Genomic DNA, 20,103 nt, shown 5'->3' on the forward strand with positions numbered 1-20,103 from the left:
TTCAGGCTTCTTAAGATTTGCTTCATAAATTAGCTCTAAGAGTCCCCAAAGTTCTGTAAAGCCTAGGACTTAGTGAATCCGAGTCCATGCTCTTCAGCGTAACGCTCCATGAACCGCATAAATCGGTTCCACTCGTCTACGCTCTTAATCACGTAGACCGCCTCAAGTGCTGCTGGCTGACCATTGATAAACTTTGCCTTGACCTCACGGGTGACTAACTCACCTTCCTCGTCGAGCAGGTACATCCCTGTAATATCTTCGGTGCTCTCCACACTCAGGGCTTTGGGGTTCTCAAAGTAGAAAGTAGCTGTCCCGTTGGTGCCGTCCTTAGAACGGGTCATCCGCACATCGGGAACGACCTCTTCTGTGATCCCCCTAGAAAACTGGATTTCAGCCATAACCTCTCCTTTACAAACTGTTACCGTCGGCCTAATATTCCATCTTCGCACGGTAGCAGCCCACTAAAGCAGCAACCCTTCTAATCGCGTGCATCTGTACTTGTGCATCTGTACTTGTGCATCTGTACTTGTGCATCTGTACTTGTGCATCTGTACTTGTGCATCTGTACTTGTGCATCTGTACTTGTGCATCTGTACTTCAGTCAGGGAACTCACCAAACAAAGAACTTCAGGATTTATGCAGGGAGGCAATTTTTCGTAGGGGCAGCCTACAAAAAACTGTCCAAAATCCTGAAAACTCATTGCTAGCGCACAAGTCCTGTGAGATCGCTAACCTTACCCAAAAAACAAAACAAGGAGTCTGAACGTATGATGCAGCTTTCCGATCGCAACCTAGAATCCTCATCTCACTCCATGGCCGACGCTTCTGACAGCAATTCTGCCGATGCTTCGAGGTGGATTGCTGGTCATAGCACAACAGCGTGGGTGTATCAGTTTTTCTCTGCTCGATCGCCCATCTCGCGAGAGGACATTAGCAGAGTTGTCTATTTCCACTTCGTCCTAGACTTGTTCGAGACTTTAGTTTGCGAAAAAACGATTTCCCTCAGCAAACTCGAAGAAGTCGTGCAGCAATACCAGCTACAAGAGGAGCGGCGGTCTGTGGATTACCACGATTGCCTGGCAACCTATCGAACGCAATATCTCAACAGCGATGGGGCTGCAAACTGGCGATTTCGAGAAATCTATTTTCACAGCTACGAAGAAGCCTTGCTTGTGAAAAGCGTGCTGGAGAATCAAGGAACCCAAAGCGCGTCTCGCATTCTGGTTGCCTTGCTGCTGCTCACGTGTCGCTATCGGAATTGTCTATTTCGTGGAGAAGTCAGTTGGAGTACCCTGCCACGTCGAATCCCGATTCTCAAGTCAGCAAGCCATCTGCTCATGCAATTTCTAGATCGCTGGCAAGACAGGGTTCCAGAAAACTCAGCAAACCCTTGACGTAGAACTGTACTTAGTCCAGGTAACTGCACTTAGTCCAAGTAACTGCATTTAGGCAAAGGACTTCCCACAGCCGCAGGAGACGCTCAAGACGCACTCCTGTTTGACAGGATTGCCGACGGGCCAATGATCTGCCAGCGGGCGATCGTTGGCCCTTTTATTCTGGCTTTGGTGAGCAGGTGAAACTACCATCAAACTCTGTTAAACCGATACACTTGGAACATTCGTTAGAACGTTAACCGGTAAGTAGGTGGACATTAATGAATATAAAACCCAAAGACCTTGCGCCGCCCGCTGCGCGGGCGGCGCAGGGTTCAGGATCTGTTTTTTTAATCTGGTCTATCTACTTAGAACGTTAACCGGTAGAACATTAATACGTTTGAAACGAAGCATCGGCTTTCCTCAAGTCTGCACCTTCAGTTGCACCTTCAGTCTGTACCTTGTTAGTGTTCTGGAGCCACGCTATGGCGATCGCCCCTTCCCAGCCCGCCCTATCGCTTCCCGACCACACCCAACTGCCCGAAACCGACGGCACGTTCGTGAAGAATTTTCAGGAGCATCCCCAAAGCTTGCTGCTCACCGATTCCATCCGTCCCGTTCTAGACGCACTGCATCCTGACGGGCAATACGCCATCGGGCAAGACTGCGGTATCTATTGGCGGCTGACCGACCCTCCGGAGCGCGGAGCCGAAGCCCCCGACTGGTTCTATGTGCCCAACGTGCCGCCCCTGCTCGACGGTCAGCGGCGACGCTCCTACGTCCTGTGGCAAGAAATCATTGCGCCGCTAATTGTGATTGAGTTCGTCTCCGGGGACGGTTCCGAGGAGCGCGACACCACCTCGCCCCTGGCTAGCCCAGAGTCCAAAGCGGGAAAATTCTGGGTCTATGAACAGGCGATTCGCGTCCCCTTCTACGCCATTTATGAAGTAGACAAAGCTTCGGTGGAGGTCTACGAGCTAGTCGGCAACCACTATCAGCGCTGCACGCCCAACGAGCGCGGGCATTTCCCGATTGACCCCATCGGCGTGGAACTTGGCATCTGGCAGGGACAATACCTGAATCAAGATTTGCCCTGGCTGCGCTGGTGGGATTGTGAGGGCAACTTGCTGCTGAACGGCGACGAGCGGGCAGAACAAGAGCGACACCGGGCAGAACAAGAGCGACACCGGGCAGAACAAGAACGACAACGGGCGGAACAAGAACGACAACGGGCGGAACAAGAACGGCAGCGGGCTGATCGCCTGGCCGCCAAACTGCGTGAGATGGGCATCAACCCAGAAGACCTGTAAGCACCTGGGGCTTTAGCAACCTGGATTCTTTAAACAAGCCGACAGACTCCGCAAACCCCGGCGGCTGGAACTATCGTAGGAGCAGTCTCACCCAAGGAACTGCGCCATGACGATCGCCGTTGCCAACCTGCCCGCCCTGCCTCCCACCACCCACTACGGCTTGCCCAACATCTGCGGCTGGGAGGCGGAAATCAGCACCGTGGTGAATCACAGCGACCCCATCTGGTTGCCCTACACTGCCCTGCGGCTGGAACACATCACCAGCGGATTTGCCTGCGCCCTGCATATGCACCAGCCCACTATTCCTGCAGGCTGGGACGGGGCGCTGATCAGCAATTTGCAGTATATGTTCGAGCATCCGGGCGAAGGGGATAACCACAATGCGGGCGTGTTTGCCTGGTGCTATGGGCGCATGGGCGAGTTTATCCCCGAACTAGTAGGCAACGGCTGTCAGCCGCGCATCATGCTGGATTATTCCGGCAACCTGCTCTGGGGGCTGGTGCAGATGGGGCGGGAAGACGTGCTGGGCAACCTGCGGCGCATCACCTGCGACCCGCACTATCACCCCTACGTGGAATGGCTGGGGACGATGTGGAGCCATGCGGTGGTTCCCTCTACGCCGATTCCCGACCTGAAGCTGCATATCCAGGCATGGCAGCAGTATTTCGCGGCGCTATTTGGCTATGAGGCGCTGCGCCGAGTAAAGGGCTTTTCACCGCCGGAGATGCACCTGCCCAACCATCCCGACACGCTGTATGAATACCTGAAGGCACTGAAGGAGTGCGGCTATCGCTGGCTGCTGGTGCAGGAGCATTCGGTGGAGCGGCTAGATGGGTCGAGCCTGATGCAAGACCAGAAGTATATTCCCAATACGCTGGTGGCGCGAAATTCTCACGGCGAGACGGTGCGGATGACGGTGCTAATCAAAACTCAGGGGTCGGACACGAAACTGGTGGCGCAGATGCAGCCCTATCACGAGGCGAAGGGGCGCAGGCGGCAGGAAATTGGCGGCGTGTCGGTACCCTGCTGCGTGACGCAGATTGCCGATGGGGAAAATGGTGGCGTGATGATGAATGAGTTTCCACGCGATTTTCATCCCGTTTGGTATCAAATTCGAGATGGACATAGCAGCGGTACGGTCGGGCTGAATGGCACGGAATACCTTGAGCTAATCGAGGCGGCGGGCGTGAACCCGGCGGACTATCCTGAGATTCAGGCGGTGCAGCAGCACAAGATTTGGCAGCAGGTCGATCCGCAGGACGCAACGCCGGAGAAGGTGCAGGAGGCGATCGCCCAAATCCAGGCCACCGATCCCCAATTCCACATGGACGGAGCCTCTTGGACAAACGACCTGAGCTGGGTGGCGGGCTATGAAAACGTGCTGGAGCCGATGAACCAACTCAGCGCCGCCTTTCACCAGAAGTATGACCCGCTGGTGCAGCAAGACCCCGGCATCACGCGCCAGCCCGACTATCAGCAAGCGCTGCTTTATAACCTGCTGCTGCAAACGAGCTGCTTTCGCTATTGGGGCCAGGGCACCTGGACGGATCATGCGCGGGAGATTTTTCGGCGGGGGCAGGGCGTGTTGGGTGGATGAGGATTTTGGATTTGGCTTTGGATTTGGGATTGCCGATTTTGGGCAGGTTTGGGGGCAGGAATGAGAGCGATCGCCTCCTAACATCCAAAATCCAAAATCCCCTAAATGCCCTCTAGCGCCGCCTGAATCACCGCCCGCTGCTCGTCGTCATAGCGCCAGCGGTTCAGAAATTCAGCGTAGGGGCCGTCGCCGGTTTTGGCGCTGTTGCGGAGTTGCTGCGCTTTTTCAGTCACCTGGGGCAGGCCGACCCTGCGGATCAGATCGAGTGTGCGGCGGCTGACCCGCTCGGAACCCTGGGCCATGTCTTCGGCTTGGTTGCGGCGATGGGCGATCGCCATTGCGGAAGACATGGCCACGTTTTTCACCAGCAGTTCCGCGACGGTTCCGGGGGAAGATTGCAGCGCTTTTACCACGGCTTCTGATGGCGCATCTGCCAAGGCGCTGTCGCTGGTGAGATAGGTGACGAAAAAGCCCCGCGCCCCGTTTTCGCTAGACACCAGGGCGGCGATCGCCTGCTCCTCTGCTTCATCCGACAGCGTGCCTGCCGCCATCTGTGCCATCAGGTCTTGCGTCAGGGCGATCGCCTGTTCAAAAGACAGATCCGGGGGAAGGGTGAGGGGGTTGGTCATGGCGGCCTCCAACTCGGTTTCCCCAGGATCATATAGCAGGGAAGCGGGATCAGTTTATTCCAGCCGCTTATTCCAGCCGCTCGCCCCTTTCTACGCCATCACCCGTCCCATCTCTCGCTGCTCCAACAGATCTAGCACCTCCCCCGCAGCGCGATCGCACACGCCGCCATCTCCTAGCACCTGGCGCAATCGGGCATAGTCTTGCTGGATTTGGTGGCGGCGATCTGGGTCGAGCAGCAGCGCCAGCCCCTCGCGGGCGATATGCTCTGGGGTTGCGGCTTCCTGCAATAGTTCCGGCACAATCGGCTCCATCATCACCAGGTTGGGCGGCGACATGAAGGGAATCGAAAACTTCAGGAAGCGGCGGGCGATCCATGCGGTCACGCGGCTGACGCGGTAGATGACCACCTGGGGCACACCTGCCAGCGCAATTTCCAGGTTGGCCGTGCCAGATTTGGTCAGCGCTAGGTCGGCAGCGGCGATCACGGTCTGGGTCTGCTCGGTCACGATCGTTGCCCGCAGCCCGTAGCGCCGGATCGCCTGCTCAACAGAGGTCTGAAACTGCGACAGCGAGAGAGGAATCCAGAGATGCGCCTGGGGCAGGGCGGCTTGAATTTGCTGTGCTGCCTGACACAGCACAGGTAGCAGGTGTTTGACTTCCTGGCGGCGAGAGGCGGGCAAGAGGGCGATCGCCACTTCATCTTCGACAATGCCCAACTGCTGACGGGCTGCGGCGCGGCTGGGGAAGGTGGCGACGCGATCCACCAAGGGATGCCCAACGTAGGTCGCGTTTGCGCCCCATTTTTCGTAATAGCGGGCTTCTTCAGGAAAAATGGCCAGGAGGCGATCGCTCAGGCTAATCACCTGTTGCGTTTTGGCCGGACTGAGCGACCACACCCACTCCTGCGGCGCGATGTAGTAAATCAGCGGCACTTGGGAAAAGTGGCGACGCATATAGGTGCCGATGCGCGAGTTTGGTCCAAAGTAGTCGATCATCACGACCAGATCGGGCGGATGCTGCTGCAATTGCTGCTGCACTCGCCGCTGGAGCATCAGCGTCGGCAGCACAAAGGGCAGTGCTTCCACAATGCCGACGGAACCAATGGCAGTTGTGTCGCCCAAGAGAGTCGCCCCGGCCGCCGCCATGCGATCGCCCCCCAGGGCCAAAATCTCCAGCGCCAGTCCGCGTTTCTCGGCCTGCCGCCACAGCGCCTCCACCAGCAGCGCCCCCTGCAAGTCGCCTGACACCTCGCCCGTGCTGATCAAAATCCGAGCCGACCGGGCCGCAGGCGGGTGGACTGGCTCAACCGTGTCCATCAATCTGCGCCTCGGTTGCGACCACTCCCCGGAATCAGCCCCCGACGGCTTGGCAATTGCGACAGTTGCAAAAATTGCCGTAGATGCTGCAAGGGTTCGCAGTCGGGCAGCAGGTCGATCTGCTCGATTGCCTGATTCAGCGGCAGCCCAGAGCGATAGAGGGTGCGAAAGGCTTTTTTGAGCGCTTGATAGGTGCGTCCCTGGTCGGCATCCATCAGCCCAGAGCGGCGCAGACCCACCAGATTGAGCGATCGCACTCTGGCCGGGTTGCCCTCCACCAGCATATAGGGCGGCACGTCGCGGTTGATTCGGCTCATGCCGCCGACCATCGCCAGTCGCCCCACCCGCACAAACTGATGGATGCCCAGCACGCCGCTAATCGTCGCCCGCGCCTCGATATGCACATGCCCAGCCAGCGCGGTGCTGTTAGCAATGACCACGCGGTCTTCGATGACGCAGTTGTGCCCGACATGCACGTAGGCCATCAGCAGGTTGCCATTGCCAATCACCGTCGCCTCGCCTGTGTAGGTGGCACGGTTGATGGTTACGTACTCTCGGATCAGGTTGTCGTCGCCGATCTTGACCTGGGTGATCGCACCGTCGTATTTCAAGTCCTGCGGGGGCAAGCCGATGGCAGCACCCGGAAAGATCTGGTTGCGGGCTCCGATTTCGGTCCAGCCATCCAGCACCACATGGGCCCCCACGACCGTCCCTGGCCCCACCTTCACCCGATTGCCAATGACTGCATAGGCCCCAACCTGAACCGTCGGATGCAGTTCAGCGTCGGGGTGGATAACAGCCGTAGGATGAATCAGGGTAGTCAAGGATCAGTCCACCAGTGAAAACATCAATTCGCCTTCGGCAGCCAGTTGCCCGTCTACCTCTGCGCGTCCATACATCTTGCCAAAGCGGCGTTTTTTGACCCAGAGCAATTCAACGGCCATGATGATTTGGTCACCGGGCACAACCGGACGGCGAAACCGCACTTTGTCGATGCCTGCAAACATAAACAGACCGTCTTGCACGTCGGCCATCTGCGTCAGCACCACGCCGCCCACCTGGGCCATGGCCTCCACAATCAATACCCCCGGCATAATAGGGCGACCCGGAAAATGACCCTGAAAGTGGGGTTCATTGAACGTAACATTTTTGATGCCCACGGCCCGCTTTTCGGGAACGAATTCGATGATTCGATCGACCAGAGAGAACGGATACCGATGCGGCAGCAGCTTGTGAATTTCCTCCACCGAAAGCACAGTCGGCGGTGCAGAGGGCGTTTCAGGAGCGGCTTCTGGCTCAGCCTGAATGGGAGAAACGGGGGAAACGGTGGTATGGAGGTCGGTCAAAATGGTCATGGGCTGACAGAGGGGAATAAGAGGGGAATAATGGAATCGAGGGTTTGAAAGGTGGCTGGAGATGGACAGCAGAGTCAGACAAGAGCGGCAATAGGGCTACGGAAGCCGGGTGTGGGAAGATTGGGCAGCAGCGGCGCTGAGAATCGCGCTAGGGCGCAAACGGGGACAGTCGGAGGCGGCGAGCCAGTTCCGTATGCAGTTGGTGGCTCGCTTTGTAGGCGACCAGGTGCGCCAGGGGCATCCAGCCGAGCAGACTGATGTCTCCTACTAAGTCTAAAAGTTTATGACGCACTGGTTCATTTGAAAATCTCAGGGGTGGGTTTAGCCATCCGTCGGGGCCGCACACCAGAGCATTGTCCAGGCTACCGCCGCGAATCAGGCCGAGCGATCGCAGTTGGTCGATCTGATGGGCCAGACCAAAGGTGCGGGCGGGAGCGATCGCCCTTTCAAAGGGTTCTGCGCTGGGCGACCAACTGACCCACTGGTTGCCAATGGCGGGCAGGTCAAAGTCGATGCCGTAGCTAAAGCGCAGTTCTGAGGCGGGGATCGCGGCTACAAACGCATCCTCGTGGCGCACCCAGACGGGTTCTGGCAGGGGAACCAGAGCGCAGGAGGCGGACTGGGGCATGATCCCGGCGGCGGCGATCGCCCTGGCCCAGTCCTGGGCGGAACCATCTAGCAAGGGCACTTCGGGCCCGTCGATTTCGATGCGAGCGTTGTCAATGCCCATGCCCACCAGCGCCGCCAGCAGGTGTTCCACTGTGCGGGCGTTGGCAGTCCCCTCAGCGGTTTCCACTGCCAGTTCGGTCGAAAGCCGCGTCTCGCGCACCTGGTCAATGTGAGCCGGAATGACGGGCTGCCCCGGCAGATCTACCCGCACAAAGTAGCGCCCATCTCCCGGTTGAGCAGGCAAAATCCTGACCTGGGTGGGTTCGCCCAGGTGCAGCCCCACCCCCGACTGTGCTAAGGGGCTGCCAAGGGTATGCTGCTGATCCCTCAGCAGACCGGGAGCCGAGGCTTCGCGACGGTTGGCGGATGGGATGCTAGAGAAAGAGAGGACTTGTTCCATTGCGATCGCCCAGATGGCGGTATCAAAACCTGACGGGTCTTAACTAAGGCTACTGCTAGAAGCGTTCCCCAATGCCAAAGTGAATCCGACTGTCGCCTTCATCATTAAAGCCCAAGTCTACCCGGATTGCGCCAATCGGCGACTGCACCCGAATTCCCAGCCCAAAGCCAATCCCGGTTCCTGGCTTGTCGCGCACCACAGCGGGCTGTCCTGGCACGTCGCTGCCCGTTCCCAGGTCGCTGCCCACGTCTACAAACAGCACGCCGCCGACAATTGAAAAGATGGGGAAGCGGTATTCTACCGTACCCAGCACAAAGGCGCGACCGCTGCCCACATCGCCCGCTTCATAGCCGCGCACCGAGTCTGTGCCGCCCAGCGAGAAGGCCTCGTAGGGCGGCAGATCGCCAAACACCACGCCGCCCTGCACGTTGAAGGCTAGCGTTTCGGGCCCTTCTGTGAAGTCGGTGATGTCTACGGGGAAATAGCGGCTATAGCTGCCTCGCAGTCGGTTGAAAAAGATATTCCCCTGACCTACAGGAATCGACTGATCCGTTGCAATCCGGAGGTTATAACCCCGTGTGGGGGCAACGGCGCTATCGCGGCGATCCTGACTGGCGCTGAGCTGCACGAGCAAAATATCATCCGTGCCCGACTCGCTGAAGCTGAGCTGGTTGCCCAATTCGTCCACTGGAGCCAGATCGCCATCGGCATCTTGCAGGCGGATGTTCTGATATTGCAGCCCGGCCGTGGCTCGCCAGCCGTCGCCCAGGGGGCGGCCAAAGGTCACGCCGCCGCCAATCCGCCGCACGCGAGGGCGATCGCCATTTTCCAGTGTCACCTCCGTCTCGCCGCCCTGAAACACCAGCGGAATCGACCGACGGCTAAAGGCGTTGACCGTATAGGAGGTGCGGTTTGGATCACCCGCAATCCACGGGTCCGTAAAGCTAATATCAAACAACAAATCCCGCTGACCAAACTGCACTTCTGCGCCGAGTCGCTGGTTGTTGCCGCCCAGGTTTTGCTCCTGATAGCTAACCGTGCCAAACAGACCGCTAGCTGAACTCACGCCCACCCCAGCGGAGATCGAGCCGCTGCTCCGTTCCACGGCGTTGATGGTCACGTCCACCTTGCGGGGGTCGTCACCCGGATTCAGCGTCACCTGCAAGTCGTCGAACAGCCCCAGCCGAAAGGCTCGCTGGAGGTCTTGCTGAATCTGGTTCTGGTTGAACACGTCCCCAGGCTTAGTTTCAAATTCCCGCGTGATGATGAAAGCGCGGGTGCGGCCTCGAATCGGGTTGCCGTCATCGTCCTCGGTTTCGCCGTCTTCGGTTTGAAAGGCGACGTTGATATCCTCGATCACGCCCTCTGCCACCGAGAGCGTGACCACGCCATCTTGGCTGATGCGGGGTGCGTCGATCACCTGCGCCAGCACATAGCCGTTGTCCTGATACCAGCGGTTGATGTTGCGGATACCCGTCTGGAGCTGGTTCAGGTTCAACACGCGGCCGTATTGCGTTCCAAAGGTCTGGTCAACCACCTGCTGGGGCAGCACCTCGTTGCCCTGGATTCGCACTGCCGTTAGCACCGGGTTGGGCTGCACCACGAAGGTGACCCGCACGCCCAGCGGCGTATCTTCGGGAACCGCCCGCACGTCCGCGAAAAATCCTGTGGCAAACACCGCGTTAATATCCTGCTGAAGCTGGGTGCGCGTAGTGGTTGCGCCAGCGCGAGTTCTGATGGCGTTAAATACTGCGTCCTCTAGCTCCGGGCTGGGGGCCCCGCTGACGACCAACTCAGACACCAGCACCCGCGGTTCTTCCTGGGGCGGGGCAGCCTCAGCAGGGGCGGGCTGTCCGTCGGCGGGCTGGGGCTGGGGGATAAATTGGGCTAGCTCAATGGGGTTGCCCAGGCGGGAGGTTCCTGTCTGGGGCACAGCCAGTTTAGACAGAGCGGAGGGAGTTGCAGGTTCTGCTGCCTCTGTTCCCGGCGACTGGGCTGCCAAAGGGGATACTCCTTCCAGCGGTTGCTCAGCGGGCTTGGAGGAAAGCAGGTTGGCCAGCACAGTTGCATCTCCGTTCACCGAATGGGTCGGAGCCGCTGCGATCGCCCCTTCTGGAGTGCCCGATGCGGCATCCACCTCAGCGCGGGCGATCGCCCCTGGCAGCAGATCTGGCTTGACTAGGCTCGGCGGAACGGCTCCATCTCCCACAGCCGCAGCGGATGCGTCAACTGGCTCATGGGGCGACTGCTGAACCTGACTTTGGGACAACTGCTCAGAGAGGGGGGCAGTTTGAGCGCGCGCCGCCTGAGCCGCAAGACCTGAAACGGAAGAAATGGCGATCGCCGCCAATACGACAGGAGAAAAACGCATAGGTTTTAACACGTCCACACACCACAGACAGGAAGAACTGAGCAAAACAATCGGCTAGGTCAGCCAGGAACGATTCGGATCAGCGCGACGGCATAGCCCAGTCGAGATAGCCTAGTCGAGACGCAGATCGGAATTGACGAGCCGAGTGCGATTCCCGTAGGGATCGCTTCGCGAATCGCAATTCCGAGCAAACGGAGCAATTTTACAGCATTGGCAACGCCCTTCTAGACGCTTTGTGCCAGAACTCGCTGTAGCACCTGCTGGTACGCAGCCTCCACATCGCCCAAATCGCGTCGAAATCGGTCTTTATCCATCACCCTGCGGTTAGGGTCAGACTCCGCCTGATTCCACAGACGGCACGTATCGGGACTAATCTCATCCGCCAGCAGCAGCTTGCCTGCCCCATCGACCCCAAACTCCAGTTTGAAGTCCACCAGTGTAATCCCACACTGATTAAAGAACTCAGACAGCACTTGGTTGACCCGCAGCGCCATCTCCCGGAGTTGTTGCACCTGATCGGGCGTAGCCAGCTCCATCACGCGCAGCCGATCTTCCGTCAGCAGCGGATCGCCGAGGGCATCGTTTTTCAGGTAAAACTCTACCAGCGGCGGACTGAGCGGGGTTCCCAATTCCAACCCAGTCTGTTGACAGAGACTCCCCGCCGCAATGTTCCTGACCACCACCTCCAGGGGCACAATCGATACCCGCCGCACCCGCATGGTGTTGGATGTGGGGCAGTCGATCAGGTGGGTCGGCACGCCCTGCGCCTCTAGCAGGCGAAACAAGTGCTGCGACATGGCGCAATTCACCTCGCCTTTGCCGGAAATCGTGCCGCGCTTTTGGGCATTAAACGCGGTTGCATCATCTTTGAAGTAGGTCAGCAAGACTTCTGGATCGTCGGTGGCGTAGAGGATTTTGGCCTTGCCCTCGTATAGTTTTTGGGCAGCAAGGTTTTCAAGGTTTTCAGCGGCAGGATTTTCGGCAACAGGGTTTTCGGCGGCAGGATTTTCGGCAGCAGGCGGTTCAAAGGCATTCATGGCAGCAGGGGAAAAGAAACTCCAAAAGAACATTCTATGCAAGGCGATTCGGGTTCCGTCGGATGGCTTAATCCAGCGGCTGGTGAAACTGGTTCCAGGCGGCGGCGGCTTCGGGGCTGGAGGGCACACCGCGCCGCAGCAAGGCAACCCCATCCTGAAAATCCATCAGCCCAAAGCTGCCGTCTCGGAGCCAGCCGAGGACGCGGTTGGTCATGCCAAAAAAGCTTCTGCCTTCGTCAGGAAAGGCCGCCGAAAAGCGCAGTGGATACCAAAAATCCAGCACGGCATATTCCACGCCAATCTGCTTGCGGTCGTCGTTGATCAGGCGCGTGCCCGGATAGCGCAAGACTTCGCGGCGGCTGGAGAGATGCGCCACGATGTTTCCCGTAGCGGTGACGCTGGCATCGCTGGGGATTTGCCGCAAGAGCGATCGCACGGCCTGGGCGTGTTCCCACTGGCGGGCGGGCGACGTGTAGACCCACGGCTGGATCGAGTCGGGAATGAACACCGACAGCGCCCGATTGGGATTTGACGCAACTGTGAACAGCAGCGCCAGCCCCAGGCAAAATAGCCAAAACTGCCGCAAGCGGGGGCGAAACCAGTGGGGATGCTTGTGCCACCAGAGGATTGCGCCGTAGAACAATCCTGGAACCAGCGACACGGCATAGCGCAGGTGCATCGACAGGGCGGTAGGGTCTTCTTGCAGCAGCAGCTTGAGCAGCGGAAACCCGGTCAACAGCCACGCATCCAGCGAAATCACGGGCACAAACGCCAGCGGCAGCCATTGCGCCAAGACATAGCTGAGGGTGCGTCCCGGTGGGTTGACTACTTCTGCCAGAACCTGGTCGGGGTTGCGGATCATCGCCCACAGCACCTCCAGTGTCGAAGCCTCCTGCCCGTTAGTGAACCGTCCAAACTGCTCCACCATAAACCGCCGCGAAATGTCCGGCGCAAACAGCGGCATCACCCAATTCGTCAGCAGCAGCATATAGCCCAGGCTGAGGATGCACACCGCCACCCCAGCCCGCAAAAAACGCCGCGATGCTGCCATGTAGAAACCCACGCCAAAGGTAATCACCCCGGCATCTTCGCGCACCACCAGCGTCAGCCCTAGCAGCAGCCAAAACAGCCACCAGCGCCGCTTTTCCATCGCCCATAGCAGGCCAAAGACAAACAGCGGAATTTGGGAGAAATCGTGGAAATTGGCCAGCGTCGGCGCGATGACCGCATTCGCGCAAAAGTAGCTGACGGCAATCAGCGCCGACACATGGGGCGGGTGATAGTGACGGGCCAGCGCGTACAGCACCAGTCCGCCCGCTGTCATCAGCGTCACTTGCAGCAGCGACAGCCCCGCAGGGGACTGAAACAAAGCATAAATCGGCAGCCACAGCAGCAGCGCGGGGGTGAAATGCTGGGCGAGGCGGCGATAAAACACCTCGGGCAGTTGGTTGTCTAGCTGCACGGCGCTCGATTCGCTGGAAGAGAGGGAGCCTTCAAACCAGCGCCCGTGCAGGCTATTCCAAAACACCTGGTTGAAGATGCCCTGGTCGAACGACACAAACGTCGGGAAAAAGTTATAGAACCGTTGCAGCGCAAAAATGCTGCACAGCACCCAAAAGAGGGCCGCCGCGATCAGCACTGTCCGCCAGCCCCAGTCAAACTTGCGTTTTGTGCGAGGCTCTGGCCCCTCACGTCGTTCATCGCCCATTGTGTTTACTCTCGGCTCACTCTCGGTTCACTCTCGGTTCACTTTCTGGTTTTCTACCCGGTCTAGCTGCTACGGGCGCTGGAGGAGGCGATCGCCCATGCGGTTGCGGTGTTTGTCGATGGTGATGAGGCGAATGTAATCCTTCGGATGTTCTGCAATGCAGCGTTCCAGCGCGGCGATCGCCTCCTCTGGGTTGCCGTCGTAGGTTCCAAAACACTGCCACGACCCCATGCGATAGCGGCGCTCATCCACATACTCAATACCGAGTCGCAGCCCTCCTGCCAGGATGCTGCGAATTTCCTCAGCGACCTCTGCCGCAATAGCAGGCCGCGTTCCAGTGGGGGAAGTTTTCAACGATGCCATCCCGTTCCCGTTGGCGGACTTGGCGGGTGGAGGTTCGGCCGACCCAGGGCGATCGCCATAATACATAAAGTATTTATCGGATTTGCTGATCGAATGGCTTGCGCGGTTCGCTGAGCGGGGGCGATCGCCCTTCAGCACCTCGTTATATTCAGATACCAGCCGTAGTTCACGAATGCGTTCTTGCTCCTGCACCATCTCTGTGCCAATCTCAATTAAATGTTGCAGGCTAAAGTTGGGTTTTTGAAATTCCGTCGGCTTGCCATCGCTGTGAACCACCTCCTGCGAAATCTTGTCGATGCCGACCTGGTGAATGAGCGTGCGAACCTGTTCATCATACAGGCGCGATCGCAGTGCGCCAAAAAAGTCCGTTGCCTGTTCAGCAAAGTGATCCACCAGCGCTTCCACGTCCGATCGGGGAACGCCATCCGCCTCAAAAATGCCCGCCACAATGCCCAGCCGATCGTCCCGCGTCGGGTCCCAAAAGAATTTCTCCATCCGTCCATCGCGGATCAGCGGCGCATACAGCGTTGCAAAGTCATTGCCCGTCACAATAATCGGAATTCGCTGGGTCGGCTCTGCGTCATAGCTGCCCGGAAGCTGCACATTAGTCGGGTTGTCGGCAATGTTCATCAGCGTGGCGTTGACCAACTGCGTGTTCACGGTATATTGCGTGCTGGCATCCACCCGCCCAATGCCTGCATCTACGTCGTTGATCATCAGCACTGCCATGCGCCCGTGGGTGCGGCTCCACTCGCCCGCCTCCCGATAGCGCAGCCGAATCAGCCGCGCCGGATCGCCCGCATCAGGACTTTCCAACTCGCCTGCCGACATATACACCGCCCCCAGCCCCATGCGCTTAAACACCAGCTCGCACATGAAGGTTTTGCCCTCGCCTTTGCGCCCATGAATCCCCAAAATCAGCGGCACCTTGACGTTGGGCAGCGCCAGAAAGTTCTTGGTGATATGCACCGAGAGGCGATCCAGAAATTTGGGCGGAATGTAGTAAGACATGTTGAGACAAGACGGGACGAGGGATAGACTCTGGATTTGCGGCTTGAAACTTGCTGCTTGATATTCATCACCCTGTCCATCATCTCATCATCGCCTCGCATCCAGAGTGTTTAGACCTCACGCATTTATTCAGTGTTTATTCATGTTTATCCAGTAGACCTCTTTATCCAGTAGACCTCTTGCATAAATGCTTTTCTGAGAGCGTGAATCGTTGGGCAGCACCGCCGTCCAACGATTCACGCAAGAGGTCCAGTGTTGATTCAGTAAACCTTTGCCAGAGCGCGGCGGCTCAGGGAGCATTACAGGGGAATCGCCTAGAATAAGACTCAGCCCTACGGCCCGTTGCCTCTTCAATTCGCCCTTCGCCCCTGGAGCCTGTCTCATGGTGCAAGTTCCCACAAAGCCGCTGACCCTGGAAGAATTTCTGGCGCTGCCCGAAACCAAGCCCGCCAGCGAATTCATCGACGGCAATATCCTTCAAAAACCCATGCCCCAAGGTGTACACAGCACGCTCCAAGGTGACCTGACGAGTGCGATCAACGCAGCACTCAAGCCGTCAAAAATAGGACGTGCCTATCCAGAACTGCGCTGCACGTTTGGGGGACGATCGATTGTGCCAGATGTTGCGGTCTTTCGCTGGGAGCGCATTCCCCGACAACCAGACGGGCGAGTTGAAAATGTGTTTATGCTGCCGCCCGACTGGACGATAGAAATCCTCTCGCCAGAACAGAGCCAATCCAGGGTGATTCGCAACATTCTGCACTGCCTCAGCCACGGCGCGGAGATGGGCTGGCTGCTCGACCCAGAAGAGGGGTGCATCTTCGTCTACAGCGCAGATCACTTAATGCAGCTCTTTGATCAGCCGGATAGCGTGCTGCCTGTGCCCGCCTTTGCTGGGGCGGTGCGGCTGACGGTCGGGGAAATTTTTGGCTGGCTGCAAGCGTAGAGGGGGTGTCTCATGGTGCAAGTTCCCACAAAGCCGCTGACCCTGGAGGAATTTCTGGCGCTGCCCGAAACCAAGCCCGCCAGCGAATTTATCGACGGCATTATCCTTCAAAAGCCCATGCCCCAAGGAAAACACAGCGTTTTGCAGCGTGAACTAACCTTTGCTATTACGGCTGCATTTCGTGCTGATGGCGCAGGGCAAGCGTTTCCAGAATTGCGCTGCACGTTTGGGGGACGCTCTATCGTGCCCGATATCGCCGTTTTCCGCGCCGACCGCATTCCCAGAGACGGCAGCGGCGAAGTGGCAAATACGTTTAACCTGCCGCCCGACTGGACGATAGAAATCCTCTCGCCCGGACAGAGCCAGTCCAGGGTAATTCGCAACATTCTGCACTGCCTCAGCCACGGCGCGGAGATGGGCTGGCTGCTCGACCCGGAAGAGACGTGCATCTTTGTCTATGGCGCAAATCAGTCGGTGCAGCTATTTGACGAGCCGGATAGCGTGCTGCCCGTGCCTGGATTTGCTGGGGCGGTGCGGCTGACGGTCGGGGAAATTTTTGGCTGGCTCCAAGCATGACGATGAATCGCGTGATTGTGGCGTGTCATGAAGTTAGGCTAAATTTCTGGATTGTTAGCGGCAGGTTTGATCCCCCTAAATCCCCCTTGGCAAGGGGGACTTCTGGACAGCGGCTCGGTTCCCCCCTTTCTGAAGCGGGTCTAGGGGGGATCTCAGAGTCTTTGCGTGCGAACTGATCCCCCTCAATCGCCCTTGGCAAGGGGGACTTCCGGAGTGCGCTTCGCGCAGAAGAAAAGAAAAAGGGAAAAGAAAACAGGGAAGAGGGCAAAAGAGCCAAAGTATAAAGGGCTACTGAGTCCAGGGGAAAACACAGACCACCCGAAACCCGATGCTAAAGTTGCGGCGGCGCGGCGTGCTACGGTTGCGATAGGCAGAGCGGCAAAAGGCAGGAAGGTCGCCCCAGGAACCGCCCCGCACCAGCCTGTAGCGATCGTTGCCTTCGGTGATCCAAGCGCTGCCATCGGTGGGCGATCGCTCGTAGGTGGAGTGCCAGTGATCGAGACACCATTCGTAAACATTGCCGTGCATATCGCCCAAGCCAAAGGCATTGACCCCAAAGCTGCCGACTTTGCTGGTTGCTTGGCGATAGATTCCGGCGGTGCCGTTGCCATATATTTCGGTGCCCCTGTAGTTGGCAAGGTCGGAGCGCAGGGTGTCGCCCAGGTGGAACGGATCGGTGGTTCCGGCGCGGCAGGCATATTCCCATTCGGCTTCGCTGGGCAGGCGGTAGGTCTTGCTGGTGTGCTGAGAGAGGCGATCGCAAAACTCGATCGCGTCATACCAGGAGATACTTTCGACGGGGCGATCGCCGTCCTTAAAGGCGGGGTTGGCTGGGTCTGGGTCAAGTTCTCGATTCACCTGGGGTAGCGCCGCCACCGCCCGCCACTGCGCCTGGGTGATGGGAAACTGGCTCATAGAAAAAGGCGGCACCGTGACCCGATGCTGCTGCTCTACGTCCAGCCCTGCTGTTTCTGGAAGGTTGTATTGATAGTAATCGCGCCCTTCTTCCTCTGGCGGCGACCCCATCAGAAACTCTCCGCCAGGGACTTTCACCAAGTTGAGAATCTGCTCCATCGGCAGGGTTTCTTGATAGACCGGAATGGGCTTGACCTGCGTGCTGATCTGCCCGTCTTGCAGTTGCACCATCAGCATGGACACGGGCTGTCCGCTGGGTGCGCCGATTAGCCCCAGGGCGCGGGCGGCTCCCTGGCGCAGGGTCAGCGGCTGCGTTTCGTTGCTTAGAATTGCTTGGAGTTCGGCTTGCCCGGCTTTCATTGCGCCCAGCGCTTCGGCTGCGCCCCGCCGCACGGCCAGTTCGTCGGGCTGCTTGGGGTCATGGTCGGCTTGCAAAAGAGCGATCAGCTGGGGAGCGAGGTCGGCTTTTAGGCTGTCGCTACAGGCTCCCAAACTGCCCAGCGATTTCAGCGCTTCCTGGCGGGCTTCCAGGGTTTGGTTGGGGTTTTTGGCCATGCCCAACAGATTAGGCACGGCTTTGGCGGCGGCAAGTCCACGCTTGCCAAGGTCTTTTGCTGCGCGGATGCGATATTCTTCGTCTGGGTCGGAGAGGTCAGAAATTAGAAGGCTGATGCGGCGTTTTTCCTCAATTTTTTGCAACTCGGCGGGGTCGAGGCCGGCTTTGCGGGCCAGCAAATCTGGGATGTCTTCTGGAACCTGGGCTTCCTTTTTTTTCACCTGGCAGCAGTCGCGTACTGCCAGCAAAAAGCCTTGAATCGCGGTGGGAGAGTCGTTGCCCTGTTCTAGCACGAGGTCAATCGAGTCTAAAAACTCTGTCCAGGATTCTGCTGGATTTTTTCGACACTGATCGACCCAGTGCAGCGCTGCCAAATATTCTGCCAGCGGGTCTAGCACAATGCGGAGCTTGTCTCCCGGCTCTAGCGTTTGCACTAGCCGCAGCCGGGTTTCCAAATAGACCAGCCGCGCTGGGATGTCGTCTGCGCCGTTTTTGGTCAGGGCTTTTTCAATATCTGACTTAGCCGCAGTGGTGGGGCGATAGGTCTGTTTTAGGCATTCCCAGGCAATGTGCTGGGCATCTTGCTGCACGGCCAGGTTGTCTCGGCGGTTGGCTTCTTCGATGCTGCGATTGAGCTGGTTGAGATAGCTCAGCATCAGTTCGGGCACAGAGGACGGCAAAATGCCCCCCACACCTTCTTGCTGCTCGATCATCTGATCGGCATAGAGCCGGGCCAGCAGCACGGTGATATTGCGCTGACCCACCATCTGCGACAGGCGACGGCAGCCGTTGAAATAGTCTTCGTCTTCAAACAATCCTCGCTTGTTGCGGGCTTCTAGATAGGCATCCATAAAGCGAGACAGACTGCTGCCCTCGATTCGCAGGGGCTTCAGAATGGTTTTGGGCAGGTTGCCGAGCGGTTCCGGCAGGCGAGAGGTGACGACCAGCGCCCTAGCCGGAAAATCGGCTAGATATGGCGTGATTTGTTTGCGAGTCTCCTCGCCCATTTCAGAAAGGTGATCCACGATGACCAGCACCCGCCGCCGCTGCAACAGCTTTTCCAAAAGCTCTGGCGCAATGGGATTGGGCTGATCGGTGAGGGTGTTGATCTGGCCGCGGATGACTTCAAAGAGTGTCTGTTTGTCGTCTAGCTCGGTTTCCACCAGCACGGGCAGCAGGCGATGCTGGCACAGTTGTTTATTCAATCCCCAAAGAGCGATCTGGCAGGCGAGGCTGGTTTTGCCTGCGCCGCCTTCTTCGGTAATCAGCAAGATCGCTGTGTTTTTGGAAAAGGTGGGTTTGAGCGCTTCTCCGATCAGCTTTTCATCAATGGGCTGGTTGTTGAGATAAACGGGCAGGGGAATGTGGATCGCCCGCTGGCTGACGGTTGGCAGGTCTAGGAAGGACTTTTGAGCCGTTTGCCAGTGCTGGTTCACCTAGGCATCCAGAACCCGGTTGCGATATTTCAGAAACCGCACGATGCCCAGCGGAATTTTCCAGCTTGTGTAGGGGATGGACAGATCGCTGGAGGGTAGCCTGAGCAAGAGCAGCGGTCGGAACCCCAGCACGCCCAAATAGCTCAGCAAAAGCAGCGTGCCGATGCTGATCGACACCTAGTGCTGTTGCCAGAGTTCGGCGATGGGATGGGCGGGTTCGGCGGTGGCTTCGGGCGGCGCGGAGCTGGTGCGGGACTGGGTAAGGGACTGGGTAAGGGATTGGGCAACTGCTGGGGCTTCTGTGGCAGTAGACAAAACCAGAGCGGCAAGGAAGCTGAGGAGGGGCGACTGCAAAGAGGGCATGGATGGGTTTCGCTTGAGAATCGATGCTGCCAATACAGATGCACACCTTGCTGCATCTTAGTGTCTATTTCAACACCCTTTTTCCAGATTCAGGGAAAAAACTTTAGGAAATTCTCTCGTGAAGCGGGGTAGAACCTCCCTCGCCCGATCGCATCACGGGAAGGCTGACGA

General features: G+C 58.1%; 18 protein-coding genes. 5 read left to right on the forward strand and 13 right to left on the reverse strand.

The annotated features are described in order from the left end of the window. Positions 1-62 precede the first annotated feature (62 nt). Entirely contained in the window at positions 63-398 is a 336-nt protein-coding gene (gene psb28, locus JTM80_RS12600) for a photosystem II reaction center protein Psb28 (protein ID WP_172356118.1), read from the reverse strand. A gap of 369 nt (positions 399-767) precedes the next feature. On the opposite strand from psb28, the gene JTM80_RS12605 reads away from it, so the two are divergent. From JTM80_RS12605 to JTM80_RS12615, 3 genes are all read left to right on the forward strand, one after another. Next, the gene (locus JTM80_RS12605) at positions 768-1,394 is read left to right on the forward strand and encodes a hypothetical protein (protein ID WP_205369522.1); all 627 of its coding nucleotides are present in this window, start codon (positions 768-770) and stop codon (positions 1,392-1,394) included. 464 nt (positions 1,395-1,858) lie between these two features. After that, the gene (locus JTM80_RS12610; protein WP_172356114.1) at positions 1,859-2,683 is read left to right on the forward strand and encodes a Uma2 family endonuclease; all 825 of its coding nucleotides are present in this window, start codon (positions 1,859-1,861) and stop codon (positions 2,681-2,683) included. A gap of 106 nt (positions 2,684-2,789) precedes the next feature. Further along, positions 2,790-4,280 (forward strand): glycosyl hydrolase family 57, encoded by a 1,491-nt coding sequence (locus JTM80_RS12615; RefSeq protein WP_205369523.1) that lies wholly within the window; start codon positions 2,790-2,792, stop codon positions 4,278-4,280. Between the two features lie 101 nt (positions 4,281-4,381). Here the strand turns inward: JTM80_RS12615 and JTM80_RS12620 are convergent, their stop codons facing one another. The 9 genes from JTM80_RS12620 to JTM80_RS12660 all read right to left on the reverse strand — a co-directional run bounded on the left by JTM80_RS12620 (position 4,382) and on the right by JTM80_RS12660 (position 15,140). Continuing rightward, positions 4,382-4,909, reverse strand: a complete 528-nt coding sequence (locus JTM80_RS12620) for a hypothetical protein (RefSeq protein WP_205369524.1) — start codon at positions 4,907-4,909, stop codon at positions 4,382-4,384. Positions 4,910-4,999: 90 nt separating this feature from the next. Then, the gene (lpxB, locus tag JTM80_RS12625) at positions 5,000-6,226 is read right to left on the reverse strand and encodes a lipid-A-disaccharide synthase (RefSeq protein ID WP_205369525.1); all 1,227 of its coding nucleotides are present in this window, start codon (positions 6,224-6,226) and stop codon (positions 5,000-5,002) included. After that, positions 6,226-7,050 carry an acyl-ACP--UDP-N-acetylglucosamine O-acyltransferase gene (lpxA, locus tag JTM80_RS12630; protein ID WP_172356105.1) on the reverse strand — a complete coding sequence of 275 codons (825 nt, stop codon included), beginning with the start codon at positions 7,048-7,050 and terminating at the stop codon, positions 6,226-6,228. The genes lpxB and lpxA overlap by 1 nt, the downstream gene beginning before the upstream one ends. Before the next feature lie 3 nt (positions 7,051-7,053). Further along, on the reverse strand, positions 7,054-7,581 hold the full coding sequence (gene fabZ / locus JTM80_RS12635; protein WP_172356103.1) for a 3-hydroxyacyl-ACP dehydratase FabZ: 528 nt from the start codon (positions 7,579-7,581) through the stop codon (positions 7,054-7,056). Positions 7,582-7,729: 148 nt separating this feature from the next. Continuing rightward, positions 7,730-8,650, reverse strand: coding sequence for a UDP-3-O-acyl-N-acetylglucosamine deacetylase (lpxC, locus tag JTM80_RS12640; RefSeq protein WP_172356101.1), 921 nt, complete (start codon positions 8,648-8,650; stop codon positions 7,730-7,732). A 55-nt stretch (positions 8,651-8,705) separates the two neighbouring features. Then, positions 8,706-11,021, reverse strand: coding sequence for a BamA/TamA family outer membrane protein (locus JTM80_RS12645; protein WP_172356099.1), 2,316 nt, complete (start codon positions 11,019-11,021; stop codon positions 8,706-8,708). A 224-nt stretch (positions 11,022-11,245) separates the two neighbouring features. After that, complete coding sequence (gene purC / locus JTM80_RS12650) at positions 11,246-12,058, reverse strand: phosphoribosylaminoimidazolesuccinocarboxamide synthase (protein ID WP_172356097.1); 813 nt, start codon at positions 12,056-12,058, stop codon at positions 11,246-11,248. Positions 12,059-12,125: 67 nt separating this feature from the next. After that, entirely contained in the window at positions 12,126-13,766 is a 1,641-nt protein-coding gene (locus tag JTM80_RS12655) for a DUF2079 domain-containing protein (RefSeq protein ID WP_172356095.1), read from the reverse strand. 69 nt (positions 13,767-13,835) lie between these two features. Beyond that, the gene (locus JTM80_RS12660) at positions 13,836-15,140 is read right to left on the reverse strand and encodes an AAA family ATPase (protein ID WP_205369526.1); all 1,305 of its coding nucleotides are present in this window, start codon (positions 15,138-15,140) and stop codon (positions 13,836-13,838) included. Positions 15,141-15,522: 382 nt separating this feature from the next. On the opposite strand from JTM80_RS12660, the gene JTM80_RS12665 reads away from it, so the two are divergent. Together JTM80_RS12665 and JTM80_RS12670 are read left to right on the forward strand one after the other, a co-directional pair. After that, a complete protein-coding gene (locus JTM80_RS12665; protein ID WP_205369527.1) occupies positions 15,523-16,086 on the forward strand; it encodes a Uma2 family endonuclease in 564 nt (187 codons plus the stop codon). Between the two features lie 12 nt (positions 16,087-16,098). After that, positions 16,099-16,662, forward strand: coding sequence for a Uma2 family endonuclease (locus tag JTM80_RS12670; protein WP_172356088.1), 564 nt, complete (start codon positions 16,099-16,101; stop codon positions 16,660-16,662). 288 nt (positions 16,663-16,950) lie between these two features. On the opposite strand, the gene JTM80_RS12675 is transcribed toward JTM80_RS12670, so the two are convergent. The 3 genes from JTM80_RS12675 to JTM80_RS12685 are packed head-to-tail and all read right to left on the reverse strand — an operon-like array spanning position 16,951 to position 19,932. Further along, positions 16,951-19,569 carry an SUMF1/EgtB/PvdO family nonheme iron enzyme gene (locus JTM80_RS12675; RefSeq protein WP_205369533.1) on the reverse strand — a complete coding sequence of 873 codons (2,619 nt, stop codon included), beginning with the start codon at positions 19,567-19,569 and terminating at the stop codon, positions 16,951-16,953. Next, positions 19,570-19,746 carry a hypothetical protein gene (locus JTM80_RS12680; RefSeq protein WP_172356081.1) on the reverse strand — a complete coding sequence of 59 codons (177 nt, stop codon included), beginning with the start codon at positions 19,744-19,746 and terminating at the stop codon, positions 19,570-19,572. It lies immediately after the preceding gene. After that, entirely contained in the window at positions 19,747-19,932 is a 186-nt protein-coding gene (locus tag JTM80_RS12685) for a hypothetical protein (protein ID WP_172356079.1), read from the reverse strand. Between the last annotated feature and the right edge of the window lie 171 nt (positions 19,933-20,103).

The sequence above is a fragment of the Thermoleptolyngbya sp. PKUAC-SCTB121 genome (genome assembly GCF_016919485.1).
In the GTDB taxonomy this organism is placed as follows: Bacteria; Cyanobacteriota; Cyanobacteriia; order Elainellales; family Elainellaceae; genus Thermoleptolyngbya; species Thermoleptolyngbya sichuanensis.

Coding starts and splice junctions, on each gene's coding strand:
- psb28 (WP_172356118.1), bottom strand. CDS start 398: ATGGCTGAAATCCAGTTTTCTAGGGGGATCACAGAAGAGGTCGTTCCC.
- JTM80_RS12605 (WP_205369522.1), top strand. CDS start 768: ATGATGCAGCTTTCCGATCGCAACCTAGAATCCTCATCTCACTCCATG.
- JTM80_RS12610 (WP_172356114.1), top strand. CDS start 1,859: ATGGCGATCGCCCCTTCCCAGCCCGCCCTATCGCTTCCCGACCACACC.
- JTM80_RS12615 (WP_205369523.1), top strand. CDS start 2,790: ATGACGATCGCCGTTGCCAACCTGCCCGCCCTGCCTCCCACCACCCAC.
- JTM80_RS12620 (WP_205369524.1), bottom strand. CDS start 4,909: ATGACCAACCCCCTCACCCTTCCCCCGGATCTGTCTTTTGAACAGGCG.
- lpxB (WP_205369525.1), bottom strand. CDS start 6,226: ATGGACACGGTTGAGCCAGTCCACCCGCCTGCGGCCCGGTCGGCTCGG.
- fabZ (WP_172356103.1), bottom strand. CDS start 7,581: ATGACCATTTTGACCGACCTCCATACCACCGTTTCCCCCGTTTCTCCC.
- lpxC (WP_172356101.1), bottom strand. CDS start 8,650: ATGGAACAAGTCCTCTCTTTCTCTAGCATCCCATCCGCCAACCGTCGC.
- JTM80_RS12645 (WP_172356099.1), bottom strand. CDS start 11,021: ATGCGTTTTTCTCCTGTCGTATTGGCGGCGATCGCCATTTCTTCCGTT.
- purC (WP_172356097.1), bottom strand. CDS start 12,058: ATGAATGCCTTTGAACCGCCTGCTGCCGAAAATCCTGCCGCCGAAAAC.
- JTM80_RS12655 (WP_172356095.1), bottom strand. CDS start 13,766: ATGGGCGATGAACGACGTGAGGGGCCAGAGCCTCGCACAAAACGCAAG.
- JTM80_RS12660 (WP_205369526.1), bottom strand. CDS start 15,140: ATGTCTTACTACATTCCGCCCAAATTTCTGGATCGCCTCTCGGTGCAT.
- JTM80_RS12665 (WP_205369527.1), top strand. CDS start 15,523: ATGGTGCAAGTTCCCACAAAGCCGCTGACCCTGGAAGAATTTCTGGCG.
- JTM80_RS12670 (WP_172356088.1), top strand. CDS start 16,099: ATGGTGCAAGTTCCCACAAAGCCGCTGACCCTGGAGGAATTTCTGGCG.
- JTM80_RS12685 (WP_172356079.1), bottom strand. CDS start 19,932: ATGCCCTCTTTGCAGTCGCCCCTCCTCAGCTTCCTTGCCGCTCTGGTT.